The following is a 23242-nucleotide window of genomic DNA, read 5'->3' as shown; positions in this document are numbered from 1 at the left end:
CAGTATTGATCGGCCGGGTAGGCCGCTTTGCCGCATTATTGCTGGCGATCTTGAGTTAATATCCGGCTTCGGCGGGGTTCATCTCCGGATATCGCAGAATGACCCGATGTACCCTGTCTGTAATTTCTGACGGCGATCCGCGTTGAGTCAGAAGATGGTCGAGGCACTCGAGAATGGCTTTAAGCGTCTTCGGTTGAGCTGACGGTACGCCTGCACTTCTAAGTCGGCTGGGTTGCTTCTGGAAGCTTCTATTGAAAAGCCGGTCATAGTGCGCACAGATGTTGCGCAGGTCGACAAGCGCCTCCACCCAGTTTGTGAACACCAGGTCGGAGCCTACACCAAACTGACTGGCTATATGGGTCTTCATCGGCCCTGCAAGGCACTGCAAAATGCGCGATGTTGCCCCGAACGTTAGGAATTCCTTCATCGTCCAGACCGGCGGCATGAAGGGTGTTCCGTAAAGTCTCGCGATAGTGCCTGGCACGCCGATCCTTGGAGTTTTCGTACACCTTCACGAAGCTCTGCAGCGCCATCAAATTGGCACTCGCATCCTTGAAGGCGGCCGTTATGTAGTACGGGTGGCTTCCGTAGGCGGCGCTGAGTGTTTCGGACATGCTGTTGCGCAGAAGAAGTTCGAACTGTCCGACGGCCTGGAAACAGGCATCGCGCAGCCGCGCGTCGCATTCGTAGAGCCGGATTATGTCGTGATATCGAGTGCCCGGAATGAAGGGCTTGCCGGGAAGGTGTGTCTGCCGACGACTGAGGAAATAGATGCGGAGACGTTCATAGCCAATCGCCTCGATCTTCCGCGCAGCTACGTTTGGCCGGGTGACGACGAGACCCCTCGCCCTCAGATGGGCTACCCGCTGTGCCGCGGTCGCATGCGCTTTGGCGTATGGTATCAATGCCATAAAAAGCGAAGGGCCACCCTTTTGCACTTCCCGAAGGAGTCGTGTGGCGGCCCATGACCCCCCTATATAACCCGTCCGGGCTCCATCTTCAAGATGCGCACGCCACCCGGCATCTCGCTAGACCAGACCGGGGTATTTACTCGTCATACTGGGAGAAATCGAGATCGTAGACGAGCGTGTCGATGCTGACCCCGGCGCTGTCGCAGAAATCCAGCATCTCGATCCAGGGATTTCCGCCCGGCTCACGGTCCCATAGCTCAACGAAATACTCTCGAAAATTGTGTCCCTCATTGATGCCGCCGAGACCATGATGCTCTAGTACGCGCATGTGGTTCTGCAGCTTGGTCTTCCCGATCTGGAAGGCGCCCGTCACGTCCTCAACCAAGAGCTTGTCAGAACCGAGCCTGCGCATGCGCTTTGCAAGTTCAATGGCGAAACCACGTTGTTCTAGTGGCAGAATCTTCAGGCGGTCGATGAAGGTGCGGATGCCTTCGATCTCTTCGTCATGGTCGATCATCTCGCTGACGCCTAGTACCTTCCCCAGACGTTTCATTGTCTTGGGATAAGTCGGCTGGGTCGCCTGCGTCGTATCTGTGACCTGCTCGATCAACTGGCGTTCGGCACGCCGAAACCGGTCCTCATGCTCAGTCTTGTATTTGCGCAGCACCTCCGGCTTGTAGGTCTCGGCATTCTCCGGATAGTCGATGATGTCGTGGTGCTTGCCGCAGACCAGCATGAGATTGTCGAAGGCGCGGCGCTGCTCGTTCGACATATCTTTGCGAAACCGCGACCCGCCCTTCTCTGCGGCGTGGATGTGAGCGATCTTGCCGAGCATCGCGCCAGTCTCATCGACAAGGAACTCGCGGCACTCAGGCATGGCGCATTGATTTCCGCTATATGCGAACAGCTTCTTGATCGTGGACGGCGTGGGATCGAGCCGCTTCACTTCTTCGTCGGTCATGGTGTTTTCCCCCATTCGTCCGCTCCGATCTCAACGGGTTCCTGCTCTGAATCCCCTTCGCTGATCGCCATCCCATCCGTCATTTCTGTCCTGCTGAGAAGACCCGCATCCTCGAGCGCTTCCAGGTCGGGCAGATCGCGCAGCGTCTCGAGCCCAAAGTGCTCCAGGAATTTTCGCGTCGTCACATAGGTGTAGGGCGCGCCGGGCTGCGGTGAGCGCGGTCCCGAGGCGATCATGTCGAGCCGGCGCAGATGGCCGATGACATCGCGTGACACCTCCCGGCCGAGCATGTCGGACAGGACACCGCGCGTGACGGGCTGGTGATAGGCGATCGAGGCCAGGACCAGCATGTCGCCCTCGGTGATGTCGGCGCCGGTGGTGGTACCGCCGAAAGCGGCCTTCAGCACCTCGGCCTGACGCGGCCGCGTGCGGAACTGCCAGCCGCCTGCCACGGCAACGATTTCATAGGGACGTGCCGCCAGCTCGTTGGCGATATCTTCGATCAGCAGATCGATGCTGCAGCCGCGGCCGACGATCTGTGACAGCAATTCCCGCGTCACCGGTTCGGGTGCGGCAAAAATGACGGCCTCGACGCGGGTCATCCATTCGCGCCAGCGAAGCTCTGGCGGCAGGGCATCGAGTTCGGTATCCAGCAGGCCTGTTTCGCGTGACGGACGGCCCATGGCTACAACCCGTACAGCCGGAAGGTGGGTCGGCCCGAGAGCTCGCGCACGGCGTCAAGCTGCTGCAGGCGCTCGAACAATCTGCGGCTGGCCCAACGGGTCATCGCCTTGCTGGTGAAGGAACTCGATACGGCATCGTCGGACAGCAACAGGGCAATCACCTCCCCTGCCCCCTTGGCGCGCAGCTTTGGCATGACCTCGTGCAGACGTTCGGCCTGCTGCGCCATGCCGGCGGCGAGCCGGCAGGCCTCGGCTGCGCCGGCCGCGGCGGCGAGGCAGACGATCCGCTCGAACGCGGGAGCATCGGGGCGGCCGCGCCGACGATCCGACCCCGTGCGCAGGATCGGGGAAAAAATCTGGCTCGCGAGCAGCGGGACAGCATGACGCCAGCCCATGCGCCATGACAGAGCGCAATCGGCCATCCACCAGGCCAGGGCCTCCGCCTTCGGGTCCTCGCGCATGACCGCCGTCGCGGCACGCGCGGCGATCAGAGGCGCGGGAGCCGCCGCGCGCATGTCGGCGGCAAGCTCCTCGAGGCAATCGCCAAAGCCATCAGACCAAGGCATGCCGAGCAGATCGGCGACCGATTGCAGATCCTCGACGACAGGCGGCAGTGATCGACCGGCGAGCTTGCGCCAGGCCAAAAGCACGTTGCCGGCCGGTCCAAAAGCATCGCCGGTCTTGCGCAGATACCAGGCGTCGCGAAGCTGGGATTCGTCCTCGGTACGGCGCATCAGTTTTACGGTTGCCGCGGCGGCTTTCAGGGCGAGCCGGTGGCGCCAGGCGCCGAGCCACGGCGCGTCGGAGCGAACAAGATGGTCGAGCGAATTCAAAGCGCTTCCGGCCATCCAGGCGGCCTCGACATCGCTCTCGAGCGGCCCGCGCGGCACCGCCCAGGCGGGCACGCGCGGGACGGGTATGGCAGAAGACGATGCGGGTGCGGCTTGCCGATTCATTGCAATCAGCCTACACGCGATGTGCGGTTTGTGCGAGAATTATCGGCATCCAGCGCACCGGTTGTTTGGGAATAAATATGAACGATAATGTTGCATTATCAGTCGTTATACGATAGGCTCGCAAAATGGCCTCTCTCGTCGATCAAATCGCCGATTTCGACCTCCGCTAGGGCTCAGCGCGACGACAGGAAGCGTCCGCAGATGTCGTGCATTTGGGCGTCGAACAGGTTATATAGGTTGAAGGTCGACATTTAGGTACCAAGGAACCAGTCAATGGCTCTTAGCATCAAGGATCGAGAAACCGAGAAATTGGCCCGCCAGCTCGCCGAGCGCACGGGTGAGACGATCACCGTCGCAACAAAACGTGCGCTTGAGGAGCGGCTGCGCAGAACCGGTTCCGACGCGCGCAAGGCGGCCCTGTTGGAAGACCTGGAGGCCATCCGCATGCGATTGAGCGCCCGGCCGGTCCTCGACAATCGCACGCCGGACGAGATCATCGGCTACGATGAAAACGGACTGCCCTCCTGATGGTTATCGACAGTTCGGCAATCGCCGCGATTGCGTTCGATGAGCCGGAAGCCAGGGGTTTCCACGAGACGATCGCGGATGACCCCGTGCGCCTGATATCGGCTGCGACCGTCCTCGAGGCCGCCATGGTCATAGAGGCGCGGTTTGGGGAGGCCGGCGGGGCTGATCTCGATCTGTGGCTGCACAAGACCGGCGCCGAGATCGTAGCCGTTACCGCCGAGCACGCAGACCAGGCACGCCGCGCGTGGCGGCGCTACGGAAAGGGTCGCCATCCGGCCGGCCTGAACTACGGGGACTGCTTTTCCTATGCCCTGGCCAGGCTCACGGACGAACCGCTCCTTTTCAAGGGAGACGACTTTTCGAAAACGGACATCCGGTCAGCGTGGAACGGCGATGAGCGATAAACGGCGTCACGTCTCGGACAGCACGCCTTCTTCGCCTTCGGACATGCCCGACATCATCGATCTGGTCATGGAAATGGCGCGCGCGCCCGAGGAGGAGCCGGCGGCCTCCCCCTCCCCTCCTCTGCCGGCCACGACAAAAGAGCAGGCAAGGCTCCCCGGTCACCTGGAAGAACTCGCCGGCCGCGCCCGCGACTATGCCGAGGCGGCGAGTTCGGCCAATACACGCCGTGCCTATGCGTCCGACTGGAAGCATTTTGCCAGCTGGTGCCGGCGGCAGGGTTTTGGCCTGATGCCGCCGGACCCGCAAACCGTGGGGCTCTACATCACCGCCTGCGCCTCCGGCGCCGCGACCGGCAACGGTAAGGCGAATGCCGTGTCGACGATCGAGCGCCGGCTGTCGTCCCTGTCATGGAACTATGCGCAGCGCGGCCAGCCGCTCGACCGGCGCGACCGCCATATCGCGACCGTGATGGCCGGCATCCGCAACCGGCACGCCGCCCCGCCGCGCCAGAAGGAAGCGGTGTTGCCCGAAAATCTGATCGCGATGCTGGAAACGCTGGACCGGGGAACCCTGCGCGGCCTGCGCGACCGCGCCATGCTGCTCATCGGCTTTGCCGGCGGCCTGCGCCGCTCGGAGGTCGTGGGGCTGGATGTTGGCCGCGACCAGACGCAAGACGGCTGTGGATGGCTGGAAATCCTCGACAAGGGTCTGCTGGTGACGTTGCGTGGCAAGACCGGCTGGCGCGAGGTCGAAATCGGCCGCGGCTCATCCGACGCCACCTGCCCGGTCGTCGCGCTGGAGACCTGGCTCAAGCTCGCCCGCATCGCGCACGGCCCGCTGTTCCGCAGGGTGACCGGAAAAGGCAAAAAAGTCGGCGCCGACCGGCTCAACGACCAGGAGGTCGCCCGCTTGGTAAAGCGCAGCGCGCTCGCGGCCGGCGTGCGCGGCGATCTGCCAGAGGGAGCGCGTGGAAAGCTGTTCGCCGGACACTCGTTACGGTCTGGTCTCGCCTCCTCGGCCGAGGTCGACGAGCGCTACGTGCAAAAGCAGCTTGGCCACGCCTCGGCCGAGATGACCCGCACATACCAGCGCCGGCGGGACCGCTTCCGGGTCAACCTCACCAAGGCGAGCGGGCTGTAGTGGGCAAAACTCCCCTCCCCTCCCCTGCCCTTTGCTGCCTGAGTTCAGTCTGGCGCGGCCACAGGTCGATGACTAGATAACCGGAATATTTTCATCCCGGCGGGGCGTCTTCATGAAAAAAATCGGTTTTCTGTCGTTCGGGCACTGGTCGCCCTCGCCCCATTCCGGAACGCGATCCGCATCCGACGCGCTGCTGCAGTCGATCGACCTGGCCGTCGCCGCCGAGGAGCTGGGCGCCGACGGGGCGTATTTCCGTGTGCATCACTTCGCCCGCCAGCTCGGCTCGCCGTTTCCGCTGCTGGCCGCGGTCGGCGCCAAAACCAGCCGGATCGAGATCGGCACGGCGGTGATCGACATGCGCTATGAGAACTCGCTCTATATGGCCGAGGACGCCGGCGCGGCCGACCTGATCGCCGGCGGCCGCCTTCAGCTTGGCATCAGCCGCGGCTCGCCCGAGCAGGTGATCGACGGCTGGCGCTATTTCGGCCACCAGCCGGCTGAAGGCGAGACAAATGCCGACATGGCCCGGCGGCATACCGAGGTCTTCCTCGACGTGCTCCGCGGCCAGGGTTTTGCTCAGCCCAATCCGCGGCCGATGTTCGCCAATCCGCCCGGCCTGCTGCGCGTCGAGCCCCATTCGGACGGCCTGCGCGACCGAATCTGGTGGGGAGCCGCCACCAACGCCACGGCGCAATGGGCGGCAAAGCTCGGCATGAACCTGCAAAGCTCGACGCTCAAGTTCGACGAGAGCGGCGAGCCCTTCCATGTCCAGCAGGCCGAGCAAATCCGGATTTATCGCGAAGCCTGGAAGGCGGCCGGGCACATGCGCGCGCCGCGGGTTTCCATCAGCCGCTCGATCTTCGCGCTGGTCGACGACCGCGACCGGGCGTATTTCGGCGGCGACGAGAGTCGGGATCATTTCGGTTACATCGAGCCGGAGAAGCTCGCCGTTTTCGGCCGCTCCTATGCCGCCGAGCCGGATGTTCTCGTTGAGCAGTTGAAGGAGGACACGGCGATCGCGGAAGCCGATACGCTGCTGCTTACTGTCCCCAACCAGCTCGGCGTCGCCTACAACGCCCATGTCATCGAGGCAATCCTGACCCATGTCGCCCCGGCTTTGGGTTGGCGCTGACGTCTCGCTGCCGAGCGATTGTTTACGGCAGCGAAACCGTCATCGTTCTTGCCGCCAGGAGAGCTGGTCTTTCGGCAGTCGGCCGCTTGGATCGAACACGTTCACCTTATGCGGAAGTTCCGAACCCCAATCCCAGAGCACGAGGTTACGATCCTCTATTTCGGCGCCCGGCGCGAAGCTCGGCACAAGAATGCCGGCAAGGCCCTGGGACCGTAGCCGGTCATAAAGGCTCCAGGAGGCTGGACGCCGTCCGCTGCTGAGCGCCGTCGCCCAGGCGCAGGCCAGATCCTCGAGCGCGACGGAATACTCTCCCCGTCCCTGCTCGCTCGTCAGGTCGGCGACATCCTCGCAATCAATCTCATAGGAGCACAGAACGCAGGGATCGATCCGATGCGCAAAACCCTGATTGGCTTCCTTCACCGCCGTCATGATCGTCAACGCCAGATAGAGCGCCGGGACGCCTTTGGGATTGAAGCGTGCGCCCCGGATCGCAGCCCCCTCGCCGGACGTCGGCTTGAAAGCCCAACGCGGATCATGCGCCCTGTAGCAGGTTCCAACGAGCCTCAAGCAAAGCCGCCAAGGGCCATGTGATCGAGATAATCACGAACGGCTCCGGCCTTGCCCTCCTTCACAAGCGCCTCGGCGGTGCGCCCGCCAAATGCCGGAAGCGGCTGGGCGCGGTACCAGGCCATGGCCTGTTCCTTTCCGCCCGCCCAGTCCGCCACGCGACTGATGATCTCGAGCATTTCACGCAGACGCCCCTGCGTCTTGACCGTGCGGCTGCGCTCCAACCGATAGAGGGTTTCGCGGGCAAGGCCGACCGTCTCCGCCAATTGGCCCTTGGACATGCCAAAACCGTCCGCCACCTGGTCAATGGCAATTTTACCGGCCCGGTCCATATAGACAAAAACCAAAGGTTCATTCTGCGCGGGGAGTTTGAGAGCCTGACCCATAGATTCACTCCTGTCATATGCACAGCTGGATTTACTGTACAAATTATATGACGTTTTGGCGGGTGTTTTCAAGCCCGGCCAGCGTGTCCAAACGATCGTTTATCCTTGTCCTCTGCGTTTGGAAATCCGCCCTTCTCCAGTCTCTCAGGCGTTGCAAATGACCGCTGACACGCACAATCGGGCTTCCCGTCGACCACAGGGCCGGCTGATGACGCTTGTTGCCGGTATCCATTCCTCGAACCCGGATCTCACGCTTCGCGAGATCGCCGGCCAGCTTGAGCGGCTTCACGAGCGCACGCCCCGCGGCGGCGCAAAATGGTCGCCCTCCTCGGTCAAGAACCTCATCGACCGCGCCCGACGATCTGGGCTGCTTACCGAGGATGCGGAAAGCGTTGGTGGTCCCGCCGGGGAGTGAGCCGCACATCATCGTCTCGGCTTCTGCAAGGATTTCAGCAGCGAATCCGAAACCTGAAGGCCCGGACGATCATCATCGGGCACTTTCGCCGGCCCGCCGCGGGTTTCAGGCGTTTTTTGAGCCTGGAGGCCTGCATTAAGCAGCGCCATGATCATTGGCCAGGTGGAGAATTTGCCCGCCCTCGCCCGATCGGTCAGGCCGCGCAAATACCCACCCGGACTGTTGATCTGGTCGGACCGCTGGTAGATGGCCGCGAGCGTGATCGCCGCATGCTGCTCGCCCATGACCTCGCGGGCATCGCTCCAGGCGCTGGGGCTGATAGCCAGCATCGGCCGGGCAAGCTCCGCCGTGGCCAGAAAGTCTCGCCAATGGCGGATTTCGCCGCCTTCGGCCAGTTCACGCAGGTTCGGGCAGGCGCCCAACGCGATTCCCAAGGACAATTCCCGCTTCGGTAGGCTGCGTACGTTGTCGGTTTTCGCGACGTTGTCGCCCGCTTCTTCTTTATTTCGATAGCCATTTTGAGATTCAGATATGGAGTCTGGTTTTGAATTCTGTATGTGGCAACCGGTATGGGACTCATTGGCGTCCGGATTCTGTGTTTTTGTGAATGTTTCCAATACCTCGAGGATTTCCGTGTAGAGGCCGTGGAGGTCGATGCAGATATCGTCGATGATCTGCTTTGGCGCCGATCGAGGCAGACGACTGATGATCGCCTGGTAGGCTTGCTGCACGCGGCCCCAATTGCCCGGAACACCTTCCTCGATGCCGGTGTCAATGAGCTTGACGATGTCGCGGCGGAGAAGCGTCAGGCGCTCCCTGGCGACACGGAACGCCTTCTTCTCCGCAAGAACGGCCTCCGCCATGTCCCGGAACTCTTGCGCACGCGTGACGATCGGCGAGAGGTCGAAACCATAGGCCTGTTCGATCTCCCCGCCCCTGCCCTTGCGCGCGAACCGCTTGCCGTTGGGGCTGTCCCGACGAATGACCAGGCCGCAATCGACGAGCACCGCGAGATGTCGGCGTAGCGTCGTCGCCGGCATGCCGTTGGAACGGGCTTTCAGCGCCTCGTTCGAGGGCCACACAATCAGATCACCCTCGCCCGTAAGCTCGTCGTCATGATGGAATGACAAAAGGGCATTGAGTACGGTCAGCGACCTGTCCGTCGCGCCAATCAATTCCTTGGCCTCACGGATCGACTGAAATACCTTCCATTTTTCGGCTCGGGCGCCTTCCGGCACCGATTTCGATCTGGCCTGGCTTGCCAATAGGCCAAGCGACATCGTTCGCCGCCCAAAGGACGTCGTTGGGATATGCGTCTGCATCTTTCTTCACCTATCGCTAGGCAAAAGAAACCTACCCGCCAAAGCTGGCGGCGAAAGCCTCTTTGAGGCTTGACGTCGAATCCGGGAAATGCGAATCTCTGATTGCTACATCACGAGAAGGGCTTCCGGACTTCGCTTTGGGGGCCTTTTTCTTTTGCGTTTAGACCTGCTGGCTACTTCTCATCTCCATTGCGCTGCGTGAGAAACTGGTTGTAGAGCTCATCGAGATTGGCCGCGAGGTAGCGGCCGAACGCTCCAGAGTCCTTCGTTTTGAACTTGAGCTCGACGGAACGGTTAGAATCGACCACATCGGCGGCGATCGTCTTGTCGCCCGACTGCCACTTCGTCTTGGTCCGCTTTTGGGACGTGCTCCGCTGCGGCCTTTTCGTCTGCTTCATGACGTCAAGCGCCTGCTCGAAGCGTGCGTCAGATGGGACCTGGGCGAAGGCGGAAGTCGCGACGAGTTCGTCAACGGCAGCACGATTGACAGGCTGTTCGATTAACTGCGCGAATTCCTGCCAGCGATCGCGGCCCACCCCCTTTGCCCGACCAATCCCTTGAATGACGTTTGCCGGAACGCGGGTGGCGACCGACAGCATCCTGGTCACCATAGGAGCGTCCGCGGAAAGAGCCGCTTGGACTATCTCGCGATCGAAGCGATCCATGATCTGCTTGGCGAACATCGCCCTTTCGATGAATGAGAGGTCCTCGCGGGCGGAATTCTCCTGCCCTTGTGCGATGACGTGTTCAATATCGGAGAGCGCCTCGATGACCGCCTTGACCGGACGCGCGAGTGCCCTCGCAATACGCACCCTTCGGTGTCCGAAGACAATCTGATACCGCGCTGGATCGTTTGGATGTACGCGCAGGCGGACAGGACTTTTCTGTCCCTGCGCCTGCACCGCGTCGAGCAATTCCTTGTCCTTGGCGTCCTCGTCGTCAGGGAGTCGATCGGCGACAAACGAGTCGTCGATAAGGCCGGTATCGACCTCAACGATCAGTTCACCTTCAAGCAGTTCGTCTGCTCTCGCGGCCTTCTCCGCCAACTCTCCCAGAGAGTTCATGAGACTCCGGGTCGCCCCACGCGCCGTATAGCCAACGGCAGGTGTTCGTTCATTCGCCGGCGCATCCGCACGGGTGATGTTTTGGAAGACGTTCCGTCGTGCCATGCTAGCAAACCCCAAAACTGGTCAAATATCTGAAAAAAAGCATGAAATTGGCATCGTGTACGGCTGACAATTCGATCATGGCCGGCGCCCCCACGCTTGATTGAGCATCCCGATGATCTCGGAGTTGACCGCGTCCAGCGACTCGCGCGCACGATCGTAGGTGGCCGAGTTGAATGTGGAGCGCTCTACCTCATAGACAGTCTGCTTTGTGAGCCCGGCATCCGCTATCGCCGTCGATTTGACCATGGCGTGCTTGAGAAGGTGTCGTGCGAACATCGATTGCATGAACCCGACCATCTCTTGCTGCGGAATGTCGGATGGTTCATACCGCGTGATCAGATATCGGAACCAGTCCAAAGAAATCTTGACCCCAGCGTCCTCAATGCTCTTAAGGATGCCGCCCAGCATCAGGAGGAACTGGCTCATAGACATGACATCCAGCATTTGTGGATGGATCGTGATCAGCACTGCGGTTGCCGTCGTCAACGCTGTCAGCGTCAGATAGCCAAGCTGGGGAGGGCAGTCGATGACCACGACATCATAGTCATCCTCTACTTCCCCGAGTGCGTTAGCGATCCGAGTGTAGAAGGTGCGACCAGCCTTGCCATCTGGCTTCTGCATCGCAAGGGGCGTTTCGTACTCGAACTCCTGGAGATCCAGCGTAGCTGGAACGATATGGAGATCCGGGAAGTTGGTTTTCTGTATGACTTCGCGGATTGATTTCCGCTCTTCATCGTATCGAATGGCTTCGAACAATGACTGTGTGTCGTCGATCTCGGGCTGAATTCCAAACACGGTTGTGAGTGAGGCCTGCGGGTCGAGATCAATGGCAAGCACGCGGTAGCCCTTAAGGGCAAGATACTGCGACAGGTGGGCGGAGGTCGTTGTTTTGCCCGAGCCACCTTTGAAATTTACCACAGCGATCACTTGAAGCTTCTCGTCGCCAGCCCGGCGAGGAGATCTTCCGAGTAGGGATCTCAGCTCGTTAACTTGTTCGGCGGAATAGAAGCGGCGCCGCGTGCTGCTAAGGGTCGGCTCGACGCCCTTGCCCTGAAGATGCAGCTTCTTGAGATAGCTCTGAGAAACCTCCAACAGGTCGGCGACTTCGGCCATTGGGAAAAGTCGGAGCGACTTTTCGCCGTCCGGAACGAACGTCTCGAGTCGAAGCAGGTCGAGCTTGCCGGATATCTGCTTGCCCTGGTCGGCAATGATATCGGCGAAGCTGACATGGGGATCGCCTTGCGCGATGTTGAGGCTCATTCTGATGGGTCCAAGTATCGATATTTCCGCGTTCCGGGGAAATTATCGCTACTGTTGGCCGATTCCTTTAATCCTGCAAGAAAAAAGGGGAGCGGGGTCCTAACGAGAAGCATCCCGGAGCGCGATCTCTGCCTCTTCTGCCTTTTTCTTCCCTTCTTTTCAGTGGGTTATCACGCAAGGCCAAAGGGCTGGATTGCGTAAATGAACCTGGCAGTTTTGTGGGCGGCGAAGCTCTTGACCAAATCCAAATGTCATTGGCTCCCCGATTTGACCTGCGAGCCGCCCGACTCACCCAATTGTAACCCGGCAAATCTGGCGGGCTGACAGCCAACGTTCATCCGTAATCATAGGCACGTCCAATCAACCAACGGAAGAGCGCAGTAGCGTCGAAACGAGTGCGGGATAGATCACTTTTGCACCGCGATAGTGCCCAGTCAGTGCCGGTGAGGGTATCTGTTCAGCCTTGGAAGACATGTCGGTGGTCGAGATCATGCTCAACCCCGAAAGGCAGCTGTTCGTAGAGCGGGGGGCAGGGAATCGAAAGGCTTGGCGCTCTCGCGCCTGGCACCGAGGAAATCATCATCGGCAGAGTCGCCCACGCACTTCAGACCGAGGCGGATGCTGACCAGCCGATTATCTCGGGCGAACTGTCAATCGGTGGGCATCGATTCGAGGGTTTGCCTCTGGGCAGGCCGATATTCACCATTCGCCGGCGGGCCTCGCGGCTCATTCCCTTCGAGGACTATGCGCGCGCCGGCGTCATAAGCGAGGTGCAGGTTTCGGTCCTCCGGAGCGCAATCGCCTCGCACATGAACATCGTGATCCACCCAACAGGGTAGGGGAGGGGACCCGATGGGCGGGAGCCCTGCATTAACCATGAACCGGCTAAGTTCGATCGGCGCTATTGAGCCCGGGCGCTGTGCCCCGCATGTTTGGGAGGTGAACGGCGACGCCAATCGCGGTTCATGAACCAGACGGCCCGAGCAGGCGCGCCAACGCCGAACCCGGGCCTGACCCTCAAACCTCATCAGACGAGGAATCGGGCTATGACCATTACTAAAGGACGCCACGCGTCCGTCCAAGCGGCCCGTGCCGCCAATGATCACTCTTACACTGCCGCCAGCATTCTGCGCCGCAGTGCTGCGTTCGGATGCAAGGCGGGTCGCTTTCCCAGTCCGGCGTCGGCGTCATTGATCGACGCCGCGACGGCTCGATCGGGATCGGCAGCCGCGCCGTCGAACGCGGCAGGCTGGGTTCAGTCGGGATCGGGGGCCGCCCCCTTGAATGCGGGACGCTCGGCGTCACCGTCCTCCCCCTCTCCGAGTGGCGTCGCAGCAGCGCATGCGGTCTCCACATCGCACGAGCGTCCGGTGCATCGTCTTGATGCCGATTGCCTCGAGCCCGAGTTCGAGCGGCTGATCGACAAGACTGTCGCCGCCGCGTCCGCCGCCTCGGGCGATCAGGCCGACCTGACCTTCGGCGAGCTCGGCGCGATCGCCTCCTTTATCCATTCCGCCCGCTGCCATGATGGGCTGATGCTGCAGACGGGCCTCGCGTTGATCGCGTCCCAGCATCCGGACCTGGCGGTGCTGACCCGCGACGTCGAACTGCCGGTGACCGAGGCGGCACAGGCGCTGATCGCCCGCAACCGACCCGGCGAACTTTCCGGCATCCGGCTTGGCTCAGAGGTCTTTGCGCGCGAGCACTACAAGGCCGACATGATCATCGTCGACGAGACGCGCCGCTTTGCCGTGGTTTGCGATGTCAAACGGTCGACCGCTTCCTACAACGCGGCCAAGCTTGGGCGGCTGAAGGCAAAGCTTCTCGCCTGCGCCGTGGTCGCGCCAGACCATCTGCGCACGCGGCATCAGATCGAAGGCGTCCGCACCTGCCATGCAGCGATCCTCGATCTGTCCGGCCACGCCGATCTGGCCGATCCCGATGTCTTCGGCCTCGACGCGCTCGACGCGTTTCTGGCGATCGACGGCGCGGGCAGGGCGCTGCGTGATCTGAAGCGCCGTTTCGGCGACGCCGTCCAGGCCGAACTCGCTCGCCGCTTGCGGTCGGCCTTCCCGGCGATGACTTCGCCTGCTCGTCACGGACAACGGCCCGGCGGACGCGCAGGCATTGGCCATGTCGATGCTGCCGCGATCCGGTCGAGCGACGCGTTTGATCACGACGAGGACGCAGTCGGCGGCATCGACGCCGAGGCGCAATGTGATCAGCCGGACGCGTTCGATGGGGACGGCGATCTTGCCGAGTTCGATGCCGGTCGCTCGGAAGATGACGCCGATCCCCGCCGTTCGCATCGGCGGCCGGCATTGACCCAGATGGTGTCGATCGCGCTCGCGCGGCCAGGCGGCGTCGCCGGCTCCGCGCCGCCGCCCGACTGATCAGGTAGTAGGCGCTGCCCGAGCGTCGCCCCGATCACCTCCATCTCGTTCTTTCGAAGACGACGCCGCGCGTTGAGCGCCGGCGCGCACAAGGATTGTCCCCCATGACCACGTCCAACGACACCACGCATCCGAACCTCATCCGGATCGCACGAGCCGTCAGACGCAAGCGGAAATCGGTTTCCGCTGTGACTGACAATAATGAGGCCACCCCCGATATTCCTTCCGGCCGTGCCGACAGAGGCATCCGCATCGGCGTGAGCGGAAAAGTCGGCTCCGCAATCAATATCGACGCCGACGCGCTCGGCGGACGACCTTCATCCCGGATGCCTGCCAACAGCGCGTCATCGCGGACGCCCGTCAACGACAATGAGAGCGTGACGACGGTGCTGCGCCGCGCCGGGAACGATGCGGCCGTTGTGATTGGCCTCGCCTTGCGCCATGTACGGCTGGGTCGCGACGTGCCGTTCCCGATCGTCTGCGTGCTCCATCGTCATGCTGAAGCGGGCGATGGCGCGGCCCGGGCGACGGTCGATCTGATCCGCCGCCGCATCGAGCGCCGCCAGCGGCAAAAGTTCGAGGCCTACGTCGCCAGGGGTCTTCGTTCGGCCTCGCTGCCAGGACCGCACGGGTGCACCACCGAGCCGCCGGGTTCGCCAAAGCGCAGCTCCACCGGAGGCCGCAGCCGTGAGGGCGCGCCCCGTCTTTCGCTCGTCGCCGTTTGCGATGGCCTGCGCAACGAGGAGGTAGGCAAATGAAGACCAGCACCCTTCGACTTGCCCGCCGTCTTGCTTCCCAGGTGGAGCTTCGCGACGTCCAGCAGGCGCTGATGGAAGACGCCTTCGGCGCGCGTGATTGGGGCGGCGCGTTCTTCGCCGACAATTTTGCGCTCCGTGATCTGGCGCAAAAGCGGCGCGAGCTTGCCGATGCGCGCGCCGCCGATGGCAAGGCCGGCAACGGCAAGTACGGCGGCGATCCGCTTTCCGACGGTCATCATCGACATGGGCCCGACCATCCGGTCGCGGCCGACGTCGACGCCGCCGATCTCGCCGTGTGCCTGATGCTGCTTCCCGGCCTCGTCGCGGTTGGAGCCCAGACCCTGGTCGCAGCCTTGAACACCGCCCAGCCGATCGTCGCGGTACGCGGCAATATTCGGGGCTTCGAACGCTGCTTTGGCGCTTTGCTCGACGGCCTGTTCCAGTCGAAGCGCCGCAAGGCCGTGATCCAGCATATTGGCGACGCCGATGAACTCGCCGTTCGGTCCGGCAAGCGGACGACGGACGTGACGATGCTGCACATCCGGTCCGGCGCGCTGAGGGACGCGACGCCGCGGCAGATCCGCAAATGCCTGTCTGCGGCCATCAGCGCCCGCATGCCGATCGTGCTGACGCGTGAGGACGCCGCCTTCACCTTTCCCGTCCGCATGTCCTCCGCCGTCGACCTGACGATCGACGCCGCGCCTCTCGACTGGCCGACGCTGGCCGAGCTGATCGACGCAAGGACCGGCATTGCGGCGAAAGAGGTGATGGCGGCGGCAGGGTCCGGCCGTGCGATCGATCTCGCGCGTCTGTCCCTCGACGATCTGACGCTCGCCATCCGCCCGGGTCGCGGCCTCGACACGATCCTGTCGACGCTCGCGGATCTGGCGGAAGCGGCCGACGAGGACCCCGTGGATGACGACAAGGCGTCGAAGACCAAGAGCGGATCGTCATCGACGCGCAACCGGAACGGAACGGCGGGAACCGGATCGGTCCGCATCGACCCGCAACCGTTGCCGCCGACAGAGGTGAGGGAAGGGGACATGGACGTCGGTGTCGATCGCACCTGCGACGCGGCGAAAGCGGCGACGGTCGACGCGGGTAGCATGCCGGCGCCTTCGAGCGATGCGGCAGGCGCGCGGGCCGCGGACGGCAATGGCGATAGCAGCACCTCTTGCGAAGCGGCAATCGATGCCGGCCCAGGGGCGGATCGTGATCCGACGCGATCGGCCGACCGGTCTTCGGCGAGCGGCGCGGATCCGAAAGACGATGGCGGCCACGAGTTCAGCGGCGGGAATACTTCGGACGCCGGTCATACCCGCAGGATCGGTCCTGCCCAGGACGCCGACCGTGCCGTAGACGCCGGCCCCGTCGGGAACGTCAACGCTTCGGCAGGCGATGCCGACGGCGCTAAGCCTGACAGTGACAAGGACGCGACATCGGCTCCTAACGCAGCTCCGCTTGCGGTGAAGCCGAGGCCGCGCGTCCTACGGCCGCCGGTCGTCACCGTCGAGACGCTGGCGGGATACGGCAAGGCCAGCGACTGGGCGCTCGATCTGAAAGCCGATCTCGCGCACTGGAAGGCCGGCACGCTGCCGTGGTCGGACCTGTCGTCGAAGCTCCTCTTGTCCGGACCGCCCGGCACCGGCAAGACCACCTTCGCCCGCGCGCTCGGCAACACGCTGCAGCTTCCTGTCTTCGCGACGTCGGTCTCGACCTGGCTCGAAGCGTCTTATCTCGGCGATGTCCTGAAGCGCATGCGCGCCTGCTTCGACGAAGCCGGCGCAGCGAAGCCCTGCATCCTCTTCATCGATGAGATCGACGGCATCGGCAGACGTCAGGACCAGTCCAGAGACTACGCCGACTACTGGAACTCCCTTGTCAACAAGCTGCTCGAGTTGATGGACGGCGCGATCCGCTCCGAAGGCATCATCGTCGTCGGAGCGACCAACCGGCCGGACGACATCGAGCCGGCGCTGCGCCGCTCCGGCCGTCTCGAAACCCATATCGTCATTCCGAAGCCCGACATGAAGGCGCTCGAAGGCATTATCGCCTTCCATCTCGGCGACGACCTTGGCGACGTCGTCGCCTCCGCGCCCGATCGGGCCGCTGCGTTCGGGGGAGAGGGAGGGGAAGCCCAGGCCGGCCAGATGTGGGTCGGTGAAACCAGGGAGCCCGCAGGAGATAACTCTCATACCGGTGAGAGCGCTGGCGAGGACCGCGGCGAGGGACGCCTGTCCGCGGCAGGGGGTGAAGAGACCATCGACGCAATCAACGGAGCGGGAGTGGGAGCAGGTTCGGATCCGCGCAAGAACGCGGACCGGGTCGTCGCTCCTGTCGAAATGGATAAACTCCGCAAACCGGCAAAGCGGAAGAAGATCGCCGCCGAGGCGAGCAGTGCCATGGCGACGGACGCCCACGCGCAGCAAGCAACTGAACAGCGCCAGCGGCCAGCGGGGACCACTGCCACCACCGTTCGTGGAGCGCCAGGCACATCTGTAGCCAGCGCGCCTGCGGCCGGCGGACGCGCACCGGCACCGACGCCCGAAACATCGGCGGAGCGGCGGAGCCGGGCGCTGCGGCTTCTCGCCCGCGCGGCGACGGGCCTGACCGGAGCCGACGTCGAGCGGGTCGTGCGCGAGGAGCGCCAGCGATGCCGGCGTGAAAGTACCGCGATGACGTTCGATCCGCTGAAGATCGCCTTGCGCGCCGGACGTCCCGACCTTCCGGCCGGGCTGCGCCGCCAGGTCGCCGTCCACGAAGCCGGCCACGCCGTCGCCTTTCGGGCGCTCGATCTCGGGACACAGGGCGAGATGACGATCGACGGCGCGGAGGGCGGCATGTCGTTGACGACGCTCGACATGACGCGCGTCCAGTCCGAGGATCGTCTGATGGACCTTCTTGCGATGAACCTCGCCGGACGCGCCGCCGAGGTCGTCTACGGCCTCGCGCCGCTCGCCGGTTCCGGCACGGCGTCGGGGAGCGATCTTCACGCCTCGACCCATCTGGCCCTCGAGCTCGAATGCCGCGCCGGGTACAGCAAGAACGCGCCATTGCTCTATATCGAGCCGGACAGCTTCAACGCCATTCATCTCGCCCGCCCCGACGCGTATCTCAAGGCCAATGCGCGGCTCGAGACCGCGTTCGCAACGGCGCGCCAGGTGATCGAGAAACAAAGGGACGCCCATGCCGCACTGGTCGAGGCGCTGCTCGCCTACGGCACGCTCGACGGCGCTGAGGTCGACGCCATTCTTGTCCGGTATATGGAGACCGCATCGGGAAGCGAGGTAGCTGGTCCGATATCGATTGGTTCGAGCCATCAGGATTGAGATCATGATTGGCGAGCCGGCGAAACACGAGGGTGAAGGAGAGAGCTTCCTCACAATTTGGTATTCGAAACGGTGGCCAGGCGGTTCCGCATTGCAGATCGGCGTTGCCGGTCACCGTACGATGTAGCCGCTCGCTATGCGGAACGCCCGTCAGCCCAGCCGGCGACCTGGGCTCCGTCTTCGAATTGGCATCCGGCGTTCACATTCAGCAGTCGGCCGACCAAAGACGCTCAAATGTGCGATGCGGGACCACCATTAACCTCGAAAGAACGTGAACCATGTAGCCAGTGTTTTGGAAGTCGACCTTGTGGCGACCAACGAGAGGAATGGAAGAGGAAAGAATGACCTACAACGGATGGAAAAATTACGAGACTTGGAGCGTATCTCTCCAAGTACAAAACGACGAAGGCTTGATCAATGCCATGTTGAAGCAACGAGAAGAGACCGATTTTACAGCGGACAGCGCCGAAGCGTTTTGCCGAGAATGCTTTCCAAGCGGGACGCCCGAAATGGATCATTCTAGCGAGATGGATATTGTGGACTGGGCGGCAATCGCTGCCGCGTTCAATGAGAACTAGCCATCCATGCATCGATGCCGAAGCATCGGTCCTGAGAGTGTTTCTTGGTGCGATTTCGCAACGGCACCGCGGATGAAAAATTGGCCTTGTCCCGGACAGGAGAATGCCTTCCTACGGGATGGGCGCGCGATCACGATGGGCGCGGCAGCGCCTGTTCAAAAAAGATGGCTTGGAAACCGGCTCGTCCGTAAATTGGTCACAGACGTCGACAGATCCACCGATCGGCAATAGCGGCAGGGCCAGGTGGTTCTTCGCACGCGACCACCAATGGGCCAGAATGCGGCGTACGTCTTGCTGAACTTTTCTACAATCAACTGCATTCGAGTCGATTTGCCGAGACGGTATCTGACATCATGGCGACCTGCATTGATGTGCCGACAATGCAAGAGGAAGTGCGGGCACGGCGTCCTGCATCATCTCGATTTGCCTCAATTTACCGTCTCGCGATTCCAACCCTCGGTTTAATGTTGCGGGAGCGAAGATCGGCGTTGCCCAATCCAGGAATTGCGATTCATACGCGAACGGCGTTTGCGTTTCCAGTCAGGTCAGGCATGGTGGCAGGGGAATACGATCATCGGGCGACAGGGAGATCAGCGTGGCGCGGAAACCGGTCACTGAGCGCAATGAGGAACAGCGCGTTCGCCAAGCGGAATTGCGCCGCCGCAACAGGGAAAAGCGGCGGCCGACGCGCGACGACGTCGCCCGGGCTCTCCTGTGGAAGGCGATCGACGACATCCGAACGGACGAGCACTGGCGGCACTGGCGGAAACTCCATGACGCCATCCTCGCAATCCTCGTTGGCCAGGGCTTCGACGAACGCGAGAGCGACATCGTCATCGAAGATATCGTCGAGCGAAATAGAGGCGGCCGCGGCGGCTTCCGGCGTAAGCTGCATCTGATGGCGACGCCGGAGGAAGAAGGGTAGGGCGGTGGGGTGGCGAGATCGACCCTCATCTACTCGTTCGCCGTGACCATAGCCGTAGGACCTTGACTGGATTATCGCCGCCGTCAGTCGTGCTATAAATGAGCGTCGCCGACGCGCCGATCCAATACCCGCCCAGTCAGATCGGCGTCCCATCGCAAACACCGTTGGCATCAAGGCACGGCATCCCCCCGTTACTCCATGAAACGCTGTTTGCAGAGGAATCGCGGAAATTGAGCCTGTGCAGGTGAACATGCGTCGGAGACGTCACCCACACAGATCGCGTCCTGGCCGGTGCCGGAGCCACAACGGAGCTGCCGCGTTAGGCCATCAAACCGCCGATATGGAATGGAACGCGCTGAATGGACATTCTGATCGATAAGGGCGACGCGTCCTTCGCGACACTGCTCTTCGCCCATGGTGCCGGCGCGCCGATGGATGCGCCGGTGATGAACCGGTGTACCGAAGCGCTCTGCCAGGCGGGCTTTCGCGTCGGCCGGTTCGAGTTCGCGTACATGGCTGCGCGGCGAAACGGCCAGCGAAAGCCGCCGCCGAAGGCCGAGATGCTCTTCGACGAATATCGCGCGGCGGTCGCCACTCTCGACGTCGCGGGCCCGCTCGTCATCGGCGGCAAGTCGATGGGAGGACGCGTCGCCTCGCTGGTGGCGGATGAGCTTCATGCCGGCGGCAAGATCGCCGGGCTCTTCTGCCTCGGCTACCCGTTCCATCCTCCCGCCAAGCCGGAGCAGTTGCGCACCGCACATCTGATGGACCTGAAGACGCCGGCGCTCATCTGCCAGGGTACGCGCGATCCGTTCGGCACGCAGGACGAGGTCGCCGGCTATAGGCTTCCCGCATCGATCGACATCGCTTGGTTCGAGGATGGCGACCATGACCTGAAGCCGCGCAAGTCGGTCTCCGGCTTCGTTCATGCCGATCATCTTGCGTCCATGGCAGAGGCGGCTACCACCTGGGCGCGCCGGATCATCGCCCGGTGAAGATCGCTACCTTCAACATCAACGGCATCAACAAGCGCCTGGACAATCTGCTCGCCTGGCTCGGGGAAGCGCAGCCAGACGTCGTTTGTCTTCAGGAACTGAAGGCCGAGCAGAAGGCATTCCCGCAAGAGGCGATCGCAAGGGCGGGATACGAGGCGGTCTGGCAGGGGCAGCGCGCGTGGAACGGCGTCGCCATCCTTTCGCGCCTCGGCGCTCCGGTCCTGACGCGGACCTCGCTGCCTGGAGACCGGGAGGATCATCAGGCGCGCTACATCGAGGCGGCGGTTGCGGGTATCCTCGTCGCCTCGATCTACGCGCCCAACGGCAATCCACAGCCCGGCCCGAAATTCGGCTACAAGCTTGCCTGGCTGGAGCGACTGCGCAAGCATGCGACAAGCCTGCGCAAGTCCGGAGCGCCGATCGTTCTCGCCGGCGACTACAACGTCGCGCCGACCGATCTCGACATCTATCCGACGACCTCATGGGACGACGATGCGCTGATCCAGCCGGAAAGCCGCGCGGCCTTTCGCAAGCTGGTCGGCCGAAGCTGGACCGATGCCCTCCGTCATCTCCATCCCGACGAGCGCATCTACACGTTCTGGCACTACATGCGCATGCGCTGGCCTCGCGACGCGGGCCTCAGGCTCGACCATCTTCTGCTGAGCGCGAATCTGCGCGACCGCATGCTCGATGCCGGCGTCGACCGGGAGGTCCGCGGGCGCGAAGGTGCCAGCGACCATGCGCCGGTCTGGATCAAGATCAGGAAAGGATAGGTGACCCAAGTGACCCGCGGAGATATCGATTTCCTGCGCACTCCGAAGCCAAGAATAGAGGGCGCGGTTTTGGGTGGCGACGCCCGAATAGCGGTCACTGTATGCATGCTGGCTCAACGGCGGCTTCCGACCCCATTGCCGCCATAGACTGGCTCCTTAGCATCGCTCGAAACCGGACGTTGGCAGCGGGGTGACCCGCTTCGCGTCACCCCGCCTTGGCGGCGACTACACCAGCCGTTCGATCGCCGTGTAGGTCCCGCTCGTCCGGATTGTGAGCGAAACTGGCGCGTCACCGCGGTTCCGCCAGAACCAGCCGTGCTTGCCTGTGAAGGCGGCCTGCAACTGGCCTTCGTCAGCGGAAACGCCGCGGCCCTTTTCGTAGCTGATATTCTGGCCGCCGCCGTCACCATGGGTGTCGTAGTTGACGGCACCGCCTTCGGAGACCACCCAGGCGAAGGCGGCGATCTCGCCCTCGACCATCGTCAGCTTGATCTCGGCTCCTTCACCTGGAGCGAGCGTGATCGTCATCTCATCCTGGCGCTGCTCCTGTGCTGCGGCGGGCGAGACGATCAGCGCGCCGATCGTCCCCCAGATGCTGGACTGACGTTCAGGTGCGGGCGGTGCCGGAGGAGCGGGCGGCGCAACGGGAGCGACCATCGGTGCCGCAGTGCCGGACGCCGCGGGCGCGGGCGTCGTGCTGGTGGACGTCGCGGCCGGGTTTGCGCTGGCGGCGGCGTCCATGGCGGCGTCGGCTTCGGCCTCCTCGGCAAGCTGCATCTTGATCTCGCCCATCTCCGTCAAGTTGAGGGCGGAGCCGATCCCAGTTGGGTCGATGCCGTACTCGGACGGGAGAACTACCGCGACGAGCAGCGCTCCAGCGGTCACGATCGCGATCCCGGTCGAGCGGAGCAGCTTCGCCGTCGAGGGAAGTTCGGCGCGGGTGGGCATGTCGGTGTTGTACATGTGAGGGTCCTTTCGGGGGAAATTCAGGAAACGAAGTAACCGGCTACTTGGTAGCCGAAGAGGAGGAAGCCTGCGGTCATCATCGCAACGTTGGCCGTGTAGGCGTGACGGAAGAAGCTTGAGCTTTTCCGCCAGAAGCCCATGACGATCAGAATCGCGCCGAGCGCCAGAAGCTGGCCGATCTCGACGCCGACATTGAAGGCGAGCAGGTTCGGCACGAGGCCATCCGGCGCGATGTCGTATTCGAGAATCTTGGTCGACAGGCCGAAGCCGTGGAACAGACCGAAGATAAGGGTCGCAGCCTTGGTGTTGGGCTGGAAGCCGAACCAGCGCTGATAGGCCCCCATGTTGTCGAGCGCCTTGTAGACGACCGACAGGCCGATGATGGCGTCGATGATGTAGCTGTTGATGCCGATGTTGAAATAGACGCCGAGCAGCATGGTCGTGGAGTGACCGATGGCGAACAGCGTCACGTAGATGGCGATGTGCTGCATCCGGTAGAGGAAGAAGATCACGCCGAGCAGGAACAGGATGTGGTCGTAGCCGGTGACCATGTGCTTGGCCCCCAGATAGATGAACGGGATGATATTCACCCCGCTGATTTCCTGGATGTAGCCCTGATCGCCCGCCGTCACCGCATGGGCGAAGGCGGAGGATGCGAAGGCGAGGATCATGCCGAGCGCAAGCAGCCCG

22 protein-coding genes and 3 pseudogenes are annotated in these 23242 nt (G+C 62.8%); 13 read left to right on the top strand and 12 right to left on the bottom strand.

Going from position 1 to position 23242, the window contains the following annotated elements:
• Nucleotides 1-55 precede the first annotated feature (55 nt).
• From ACT6QU_RS12550 to ACT6QU_RS12530, 5 genes and pseudogenes are all read right to left on the bottom strand, one after another.
• Complete coding sequence (locus tag ACT6QU_RS12550) at nucleotides 56-445, bottom strand: Abi family protein (protein WP_280515821.1); 390 nt, start codon at nucleotides 443-445, stop codon at nucleotides 56-58.
• 76 nt (nucleotides 446-521) lie between these two features.
• Nucleotides 522-911: pseudogene (locus ACT6QU_RS12545) on the bottom strand (Abi family protein); the annotation flags it as partial.
• 136 nt (nucleotides 912-1047) lie between these two features.
• The gene (locus ACT6QU_RS12540) at nucleotides 1048-1872 is read right to left on the bottom strand and encodes a hypothetical protein (RefSeq protein WP_444836914.1); all 825 of its coding nucleotides are present in this window, start codon (nucleotides 1870-1872) and stop codon (nucleotides 1048-1050) included.
• Nucleotides 1869-2555 (bottom strand): SMC-Scp complex subunit ScpB, encoded by a 687-nt coding sequence (scpB, locus tag ACT6QU_RS12535; RefSeq protein WP_173194421.1) that lies wholly within the window; start codon nucleotides 2553-2555, stop codon nucleotides 1869-1871. Before scpB ends, ACT6QU_RS12540 begins: the two co-directional genes overlap by 4 nt.
• A 2-nt stretch (nucleotides 2556-2557) precedes the next feature.
• Nucleotides 2558-3511, bottom strand: coding sequence for a DUF1403 family protein (locus ACT6QU_RS12530; protein WP_444836913.1), 954 nt, complete (start codon nucleotides 3509-3511; stop codon nucleotides 2558-2560).
• Between the two features lie 273 nt (nucleotides 3512-3784).
• Here ACT6QU_RS12530 and ACT6QU_RS12525 point away from each other — a divergent pair, with 273 nt between their 5' ends.
• The 4 genes from ACT6QU_RS12525 (at nucleotide 3785) to ACT6QU_RS12510 (ending at nucleotide 6716) form a co-directional block, all read left to right on the top strand.
• The gene (locus tag ACT6QU_RS12525) at nucleotides 3785-4039 is read left to right on the top strand and encodes a type II toxin-antitoxin system VapB family antitoxin (RefSeq protein WP_444836912.1); all 255 of its coding nucleotides are present in this window, start codon (nucleotides 3785-3787) and stop codon (nucleotides 4037-4039) included.
• Nucleotides 4039-4443, top strand: coding sequence for a type II toxin-antitoxin system VapC family toxin (locus ACT6QU_RS12520; RefSeq protein WP_444836911.1), 405 nt, complete (start codon nucleotides 4039-4041; stop codon nucleotides 4441-4443). Before ACT6QU_RS12525 ends, ACT6QU_RS12520 begins: the two co-directional genes overlap by 1 nt.
• On the top strand, nucleotides 4433-5584 hold the full coding sequence (locus tag ACT6QU_RS12515; protein WP_444836910.1) for a site-specific integrase: 1152 nt from the start codon (nucleotides 4433-4435) through the stop codon (nucleotides 5582-5584). Before ACT6QU_RS12520 ends, ACT6QU_RS12515 begins: the two co-directional genes overlap by 11 nt.
• Nucleotides 5585-5696: 112 nt before the next feature.
• Nucleotides 5697-6716 (top strand): LLM class flavin-dependent oxidoreductase, encoded by a 1020-nt coding sequence (locus ACT6QU_RS12510; RefSeq protein WP_444836909.1) that lies wholly within the window; start codon nucleotides 5697-5699, stop codon nucleotides 6714-6716.
• A 39-nt stretch (nucleotides 6717-6755) separates the two neighbouring features.
• Here ACT6QU_RS12510 and ACT6QU_RS12505 read toward each other — a convergent pair whose 3' ends face one another.
• Entirely contained in the window at nucleotides 6756-7283 is a 528-nt protein-coding gene (locus tag ACT6QU_RS12505; RefSeq protein WP_444836908.1) for an RES family NAD+ phosphorylase, read from the bottom strand.
• Complete coding sequence (locus tag ACT6QU_RS12500; RefSeq protein ID WP_444836907.1) at nucleotides 7280-7669, bottom strand: antitoxin Xre/MbcA/ParS toxin-binding domain-containing protein; 390 nt, start codon at nucleotides 7667-7669, stop codon at nucleotides 7280-7282. Before ACT6QU_RS12500 ends, ACT6QU_RS12505 begins: the two co-directional genes overlap by 4 nt.
• A 187-nt stretch (nucleotides 7670-7856) precedes the next feature.
• Between ACT6QU_RS12500 and ACT6QU_RS12495 the strand changes: the two are divergent.
• A pseudogene (locus ACT6QU_RS12495) lies at nucleotides 7857-8084 on the top strand (recombinase family protein); the annotation flags it as partial.
• Between the two features lie 8 nt (nucleotides 8085-8092).
• Here the strand turns inward: ACT6QU_RS12495 and repC are convergent.
• From repC to repA, 3 genes are all read right to left on the bottom strand, one after another.
• A complete protein-coding gene (repC, locus tag ACT6QU_RS12490; protein ID WP_444836906.1) occupies nucleotides 8093-9406 on the bottom strand; it encodes a plasmid replication protein RepC in 1314 nt (437 codons plus the stop codon).
• A gap of 173 nt (nucleotides 9407-9579) precedes the next feature.
• Entirely contained in the window at nucleotides 9580-10575 is a 996-nt protein-coding gene (gene repB, locus ACT6QU_RS12485) for a plasmid partitioning protein RepB (RefSeq protein WP_444836905.1), read from the bottom strand.
• A 75-nt stretch (nucleotides 10576-10650) separates the two neighbouring features.
• Nucleotides 10651-11835: a plasmid partitioning protein RepA gene (repA, locus tag ACT6QU_RS12480; RefSeq protein ID WP_444836904.1), complete on the bottom strand. Its 1185-nt coding sequence runs from the start codon at nucleotides 11833-11835 to the stop codon at nucleotides 10651-10653.
• Between the two features lie 451 nt (nucleotides 11836-12286).
• Between repA and ACT6QU_RS12475 the strand changes: the two are divergent.
• The 8 genes and pseudogenes from ACT6QU_RS12475 to xth form a co-directional block, all read left to right on the top strand.
• A pseudogene (locus ACT6QU_RS12475) lies at nucleotides 12287-12659 on the top strand (P-type conjugative transfer ATPase TrbB); the annotation flags it as partial.
• A 546-nt stretch (nucleotides 12660-13205) separates the two neighbouring features.
• The gene (locus ACT6QU_RS12470) at nucleotides 13206-14228 is read left to right on the top strand and encodes a hypothetical protein (protein ID WP_444836903.1); all 1023 of its coding nucleotides are present in this window, start codon (nucleotides 13206-13208) and stop codon (nucleotides 14226-14228) included.
• Nucleotides 14229-14332: 104 nt separating this feature from the next.
• A complete protein-coding gene (locus ACT6QU_RS12465; RefSeq protein ID WP_444836902.1) occupies nucleotides 14333-14986 on the top strand; it encodes a hypothetical protein in 654 nt (217 codons plus the stop codon).
• On the top strand, nucleotides 14983-18315 hold the full coding sequence (locus ACT6QU_RS12460) for an AAA family ATPase (RefSeq protein WP_444836901.1): 3333 nt from the start codon (nucleotides 14983-14985) through the stop codon (nucleotides 18313-18315). The genes ACT6QU_RS12465 and ACT6QU_RS12460 overlap by 4 nt, the downstream gene beginning before the upstream one ends.
• 341 nt (nucleotides 18316-18656) lie before the next feature.
• Nucleotides 18657-18893 carry a DUF7249 family protein gene (locus tag ACT6QU_RS12455; RefSeq protein ID WP_444836900.1) on the top strand — a complete coding sequence of 79 codons (237 nt, stop codon included), beginning with the start codon at nucleotides 18657-18659 and terminating at the stop codon, nucleotides 18891-18893.
• 595 nt (nucleotides 18894-19488) lie between these two features.
• Nucleotides 19489-19818: a hypothetical protein gene (locus tag ACT6QU_RS12450; protein WP_444836899.1), complete on the top strand. Its 330-nt coding sequence runs from the start codon at nucleotides 19489-19491 to the stop codon at nucleotides 19816-19818.
• A gap of 359 nt (nucleotides 19819-20177) precedes the next feature.
• On the top strand, nucleotides 20178-20813 hold the full coding sequence (locus ACT6QU_RS12445; protein ID WP_444836898.1) for an alpha/beta hydrolase family protein: 636 nt from the start codon (nucleotides 20178-20180) through the stop codon (nucleotides 20811-20813).
• On the top strand, nucleotides 20810-21586 hold the full coding sequence (gene xth / locus ACT6QU_RS12440) for an exodeoxyribonuclease III (protein WP_444836897.1): 777 nt from the start codon (nucleotides 20810-20812) through the stop codon (nucleotides 21584-21586). Before ACT6QU_RS12445 ends, xth begins: the two co-directional genes overlap by 4 nt.
• A 225-nt stretch (nucleotides 21587-21811) precedes the next feature.
• Here xth and ACT6QU_RS12435 read toward each other — a convergent pair whose 3' ends face one another.
• Nucleotides 21812-22549: a hypothetical protein gene (locus tag ACT6QU_RS12435; RefSeq protein WP_444836896.1), complete on the bottom strand. Its 738-nt coding sequence runs from the start codon at nucleotides 22547-22549 to the stop codon at nucleotides 21812-21814.
• Between the two features lie 23 nt (nucleotides 22550-22572).
• Entirely contained in the window at nucleotides 22573-23223 is a 651-nt protein-coding gene (locus ACT6QU_RS12430) for a HupE/UreJ family protein (RefSeq protein ID WP_444836975.1), read from the bottom strand.
• Between the last annotated feature and the right edge of the window lie 19 nt (nucleotides 23224-23242).

Source organism: Aliihoeflea sp. (genome assembly GCF_052435475.1).
Lineage (GTDB): Bacteria > Pseudomonadota > Alphaproteobacteria > Rhizobiales > Rhizobiaceae > Aliihoeflea.
Note: the sequence above shows the minus strand (reverse complement) of the source record. Positions and strands in the feature narration are given on the sequence as shown.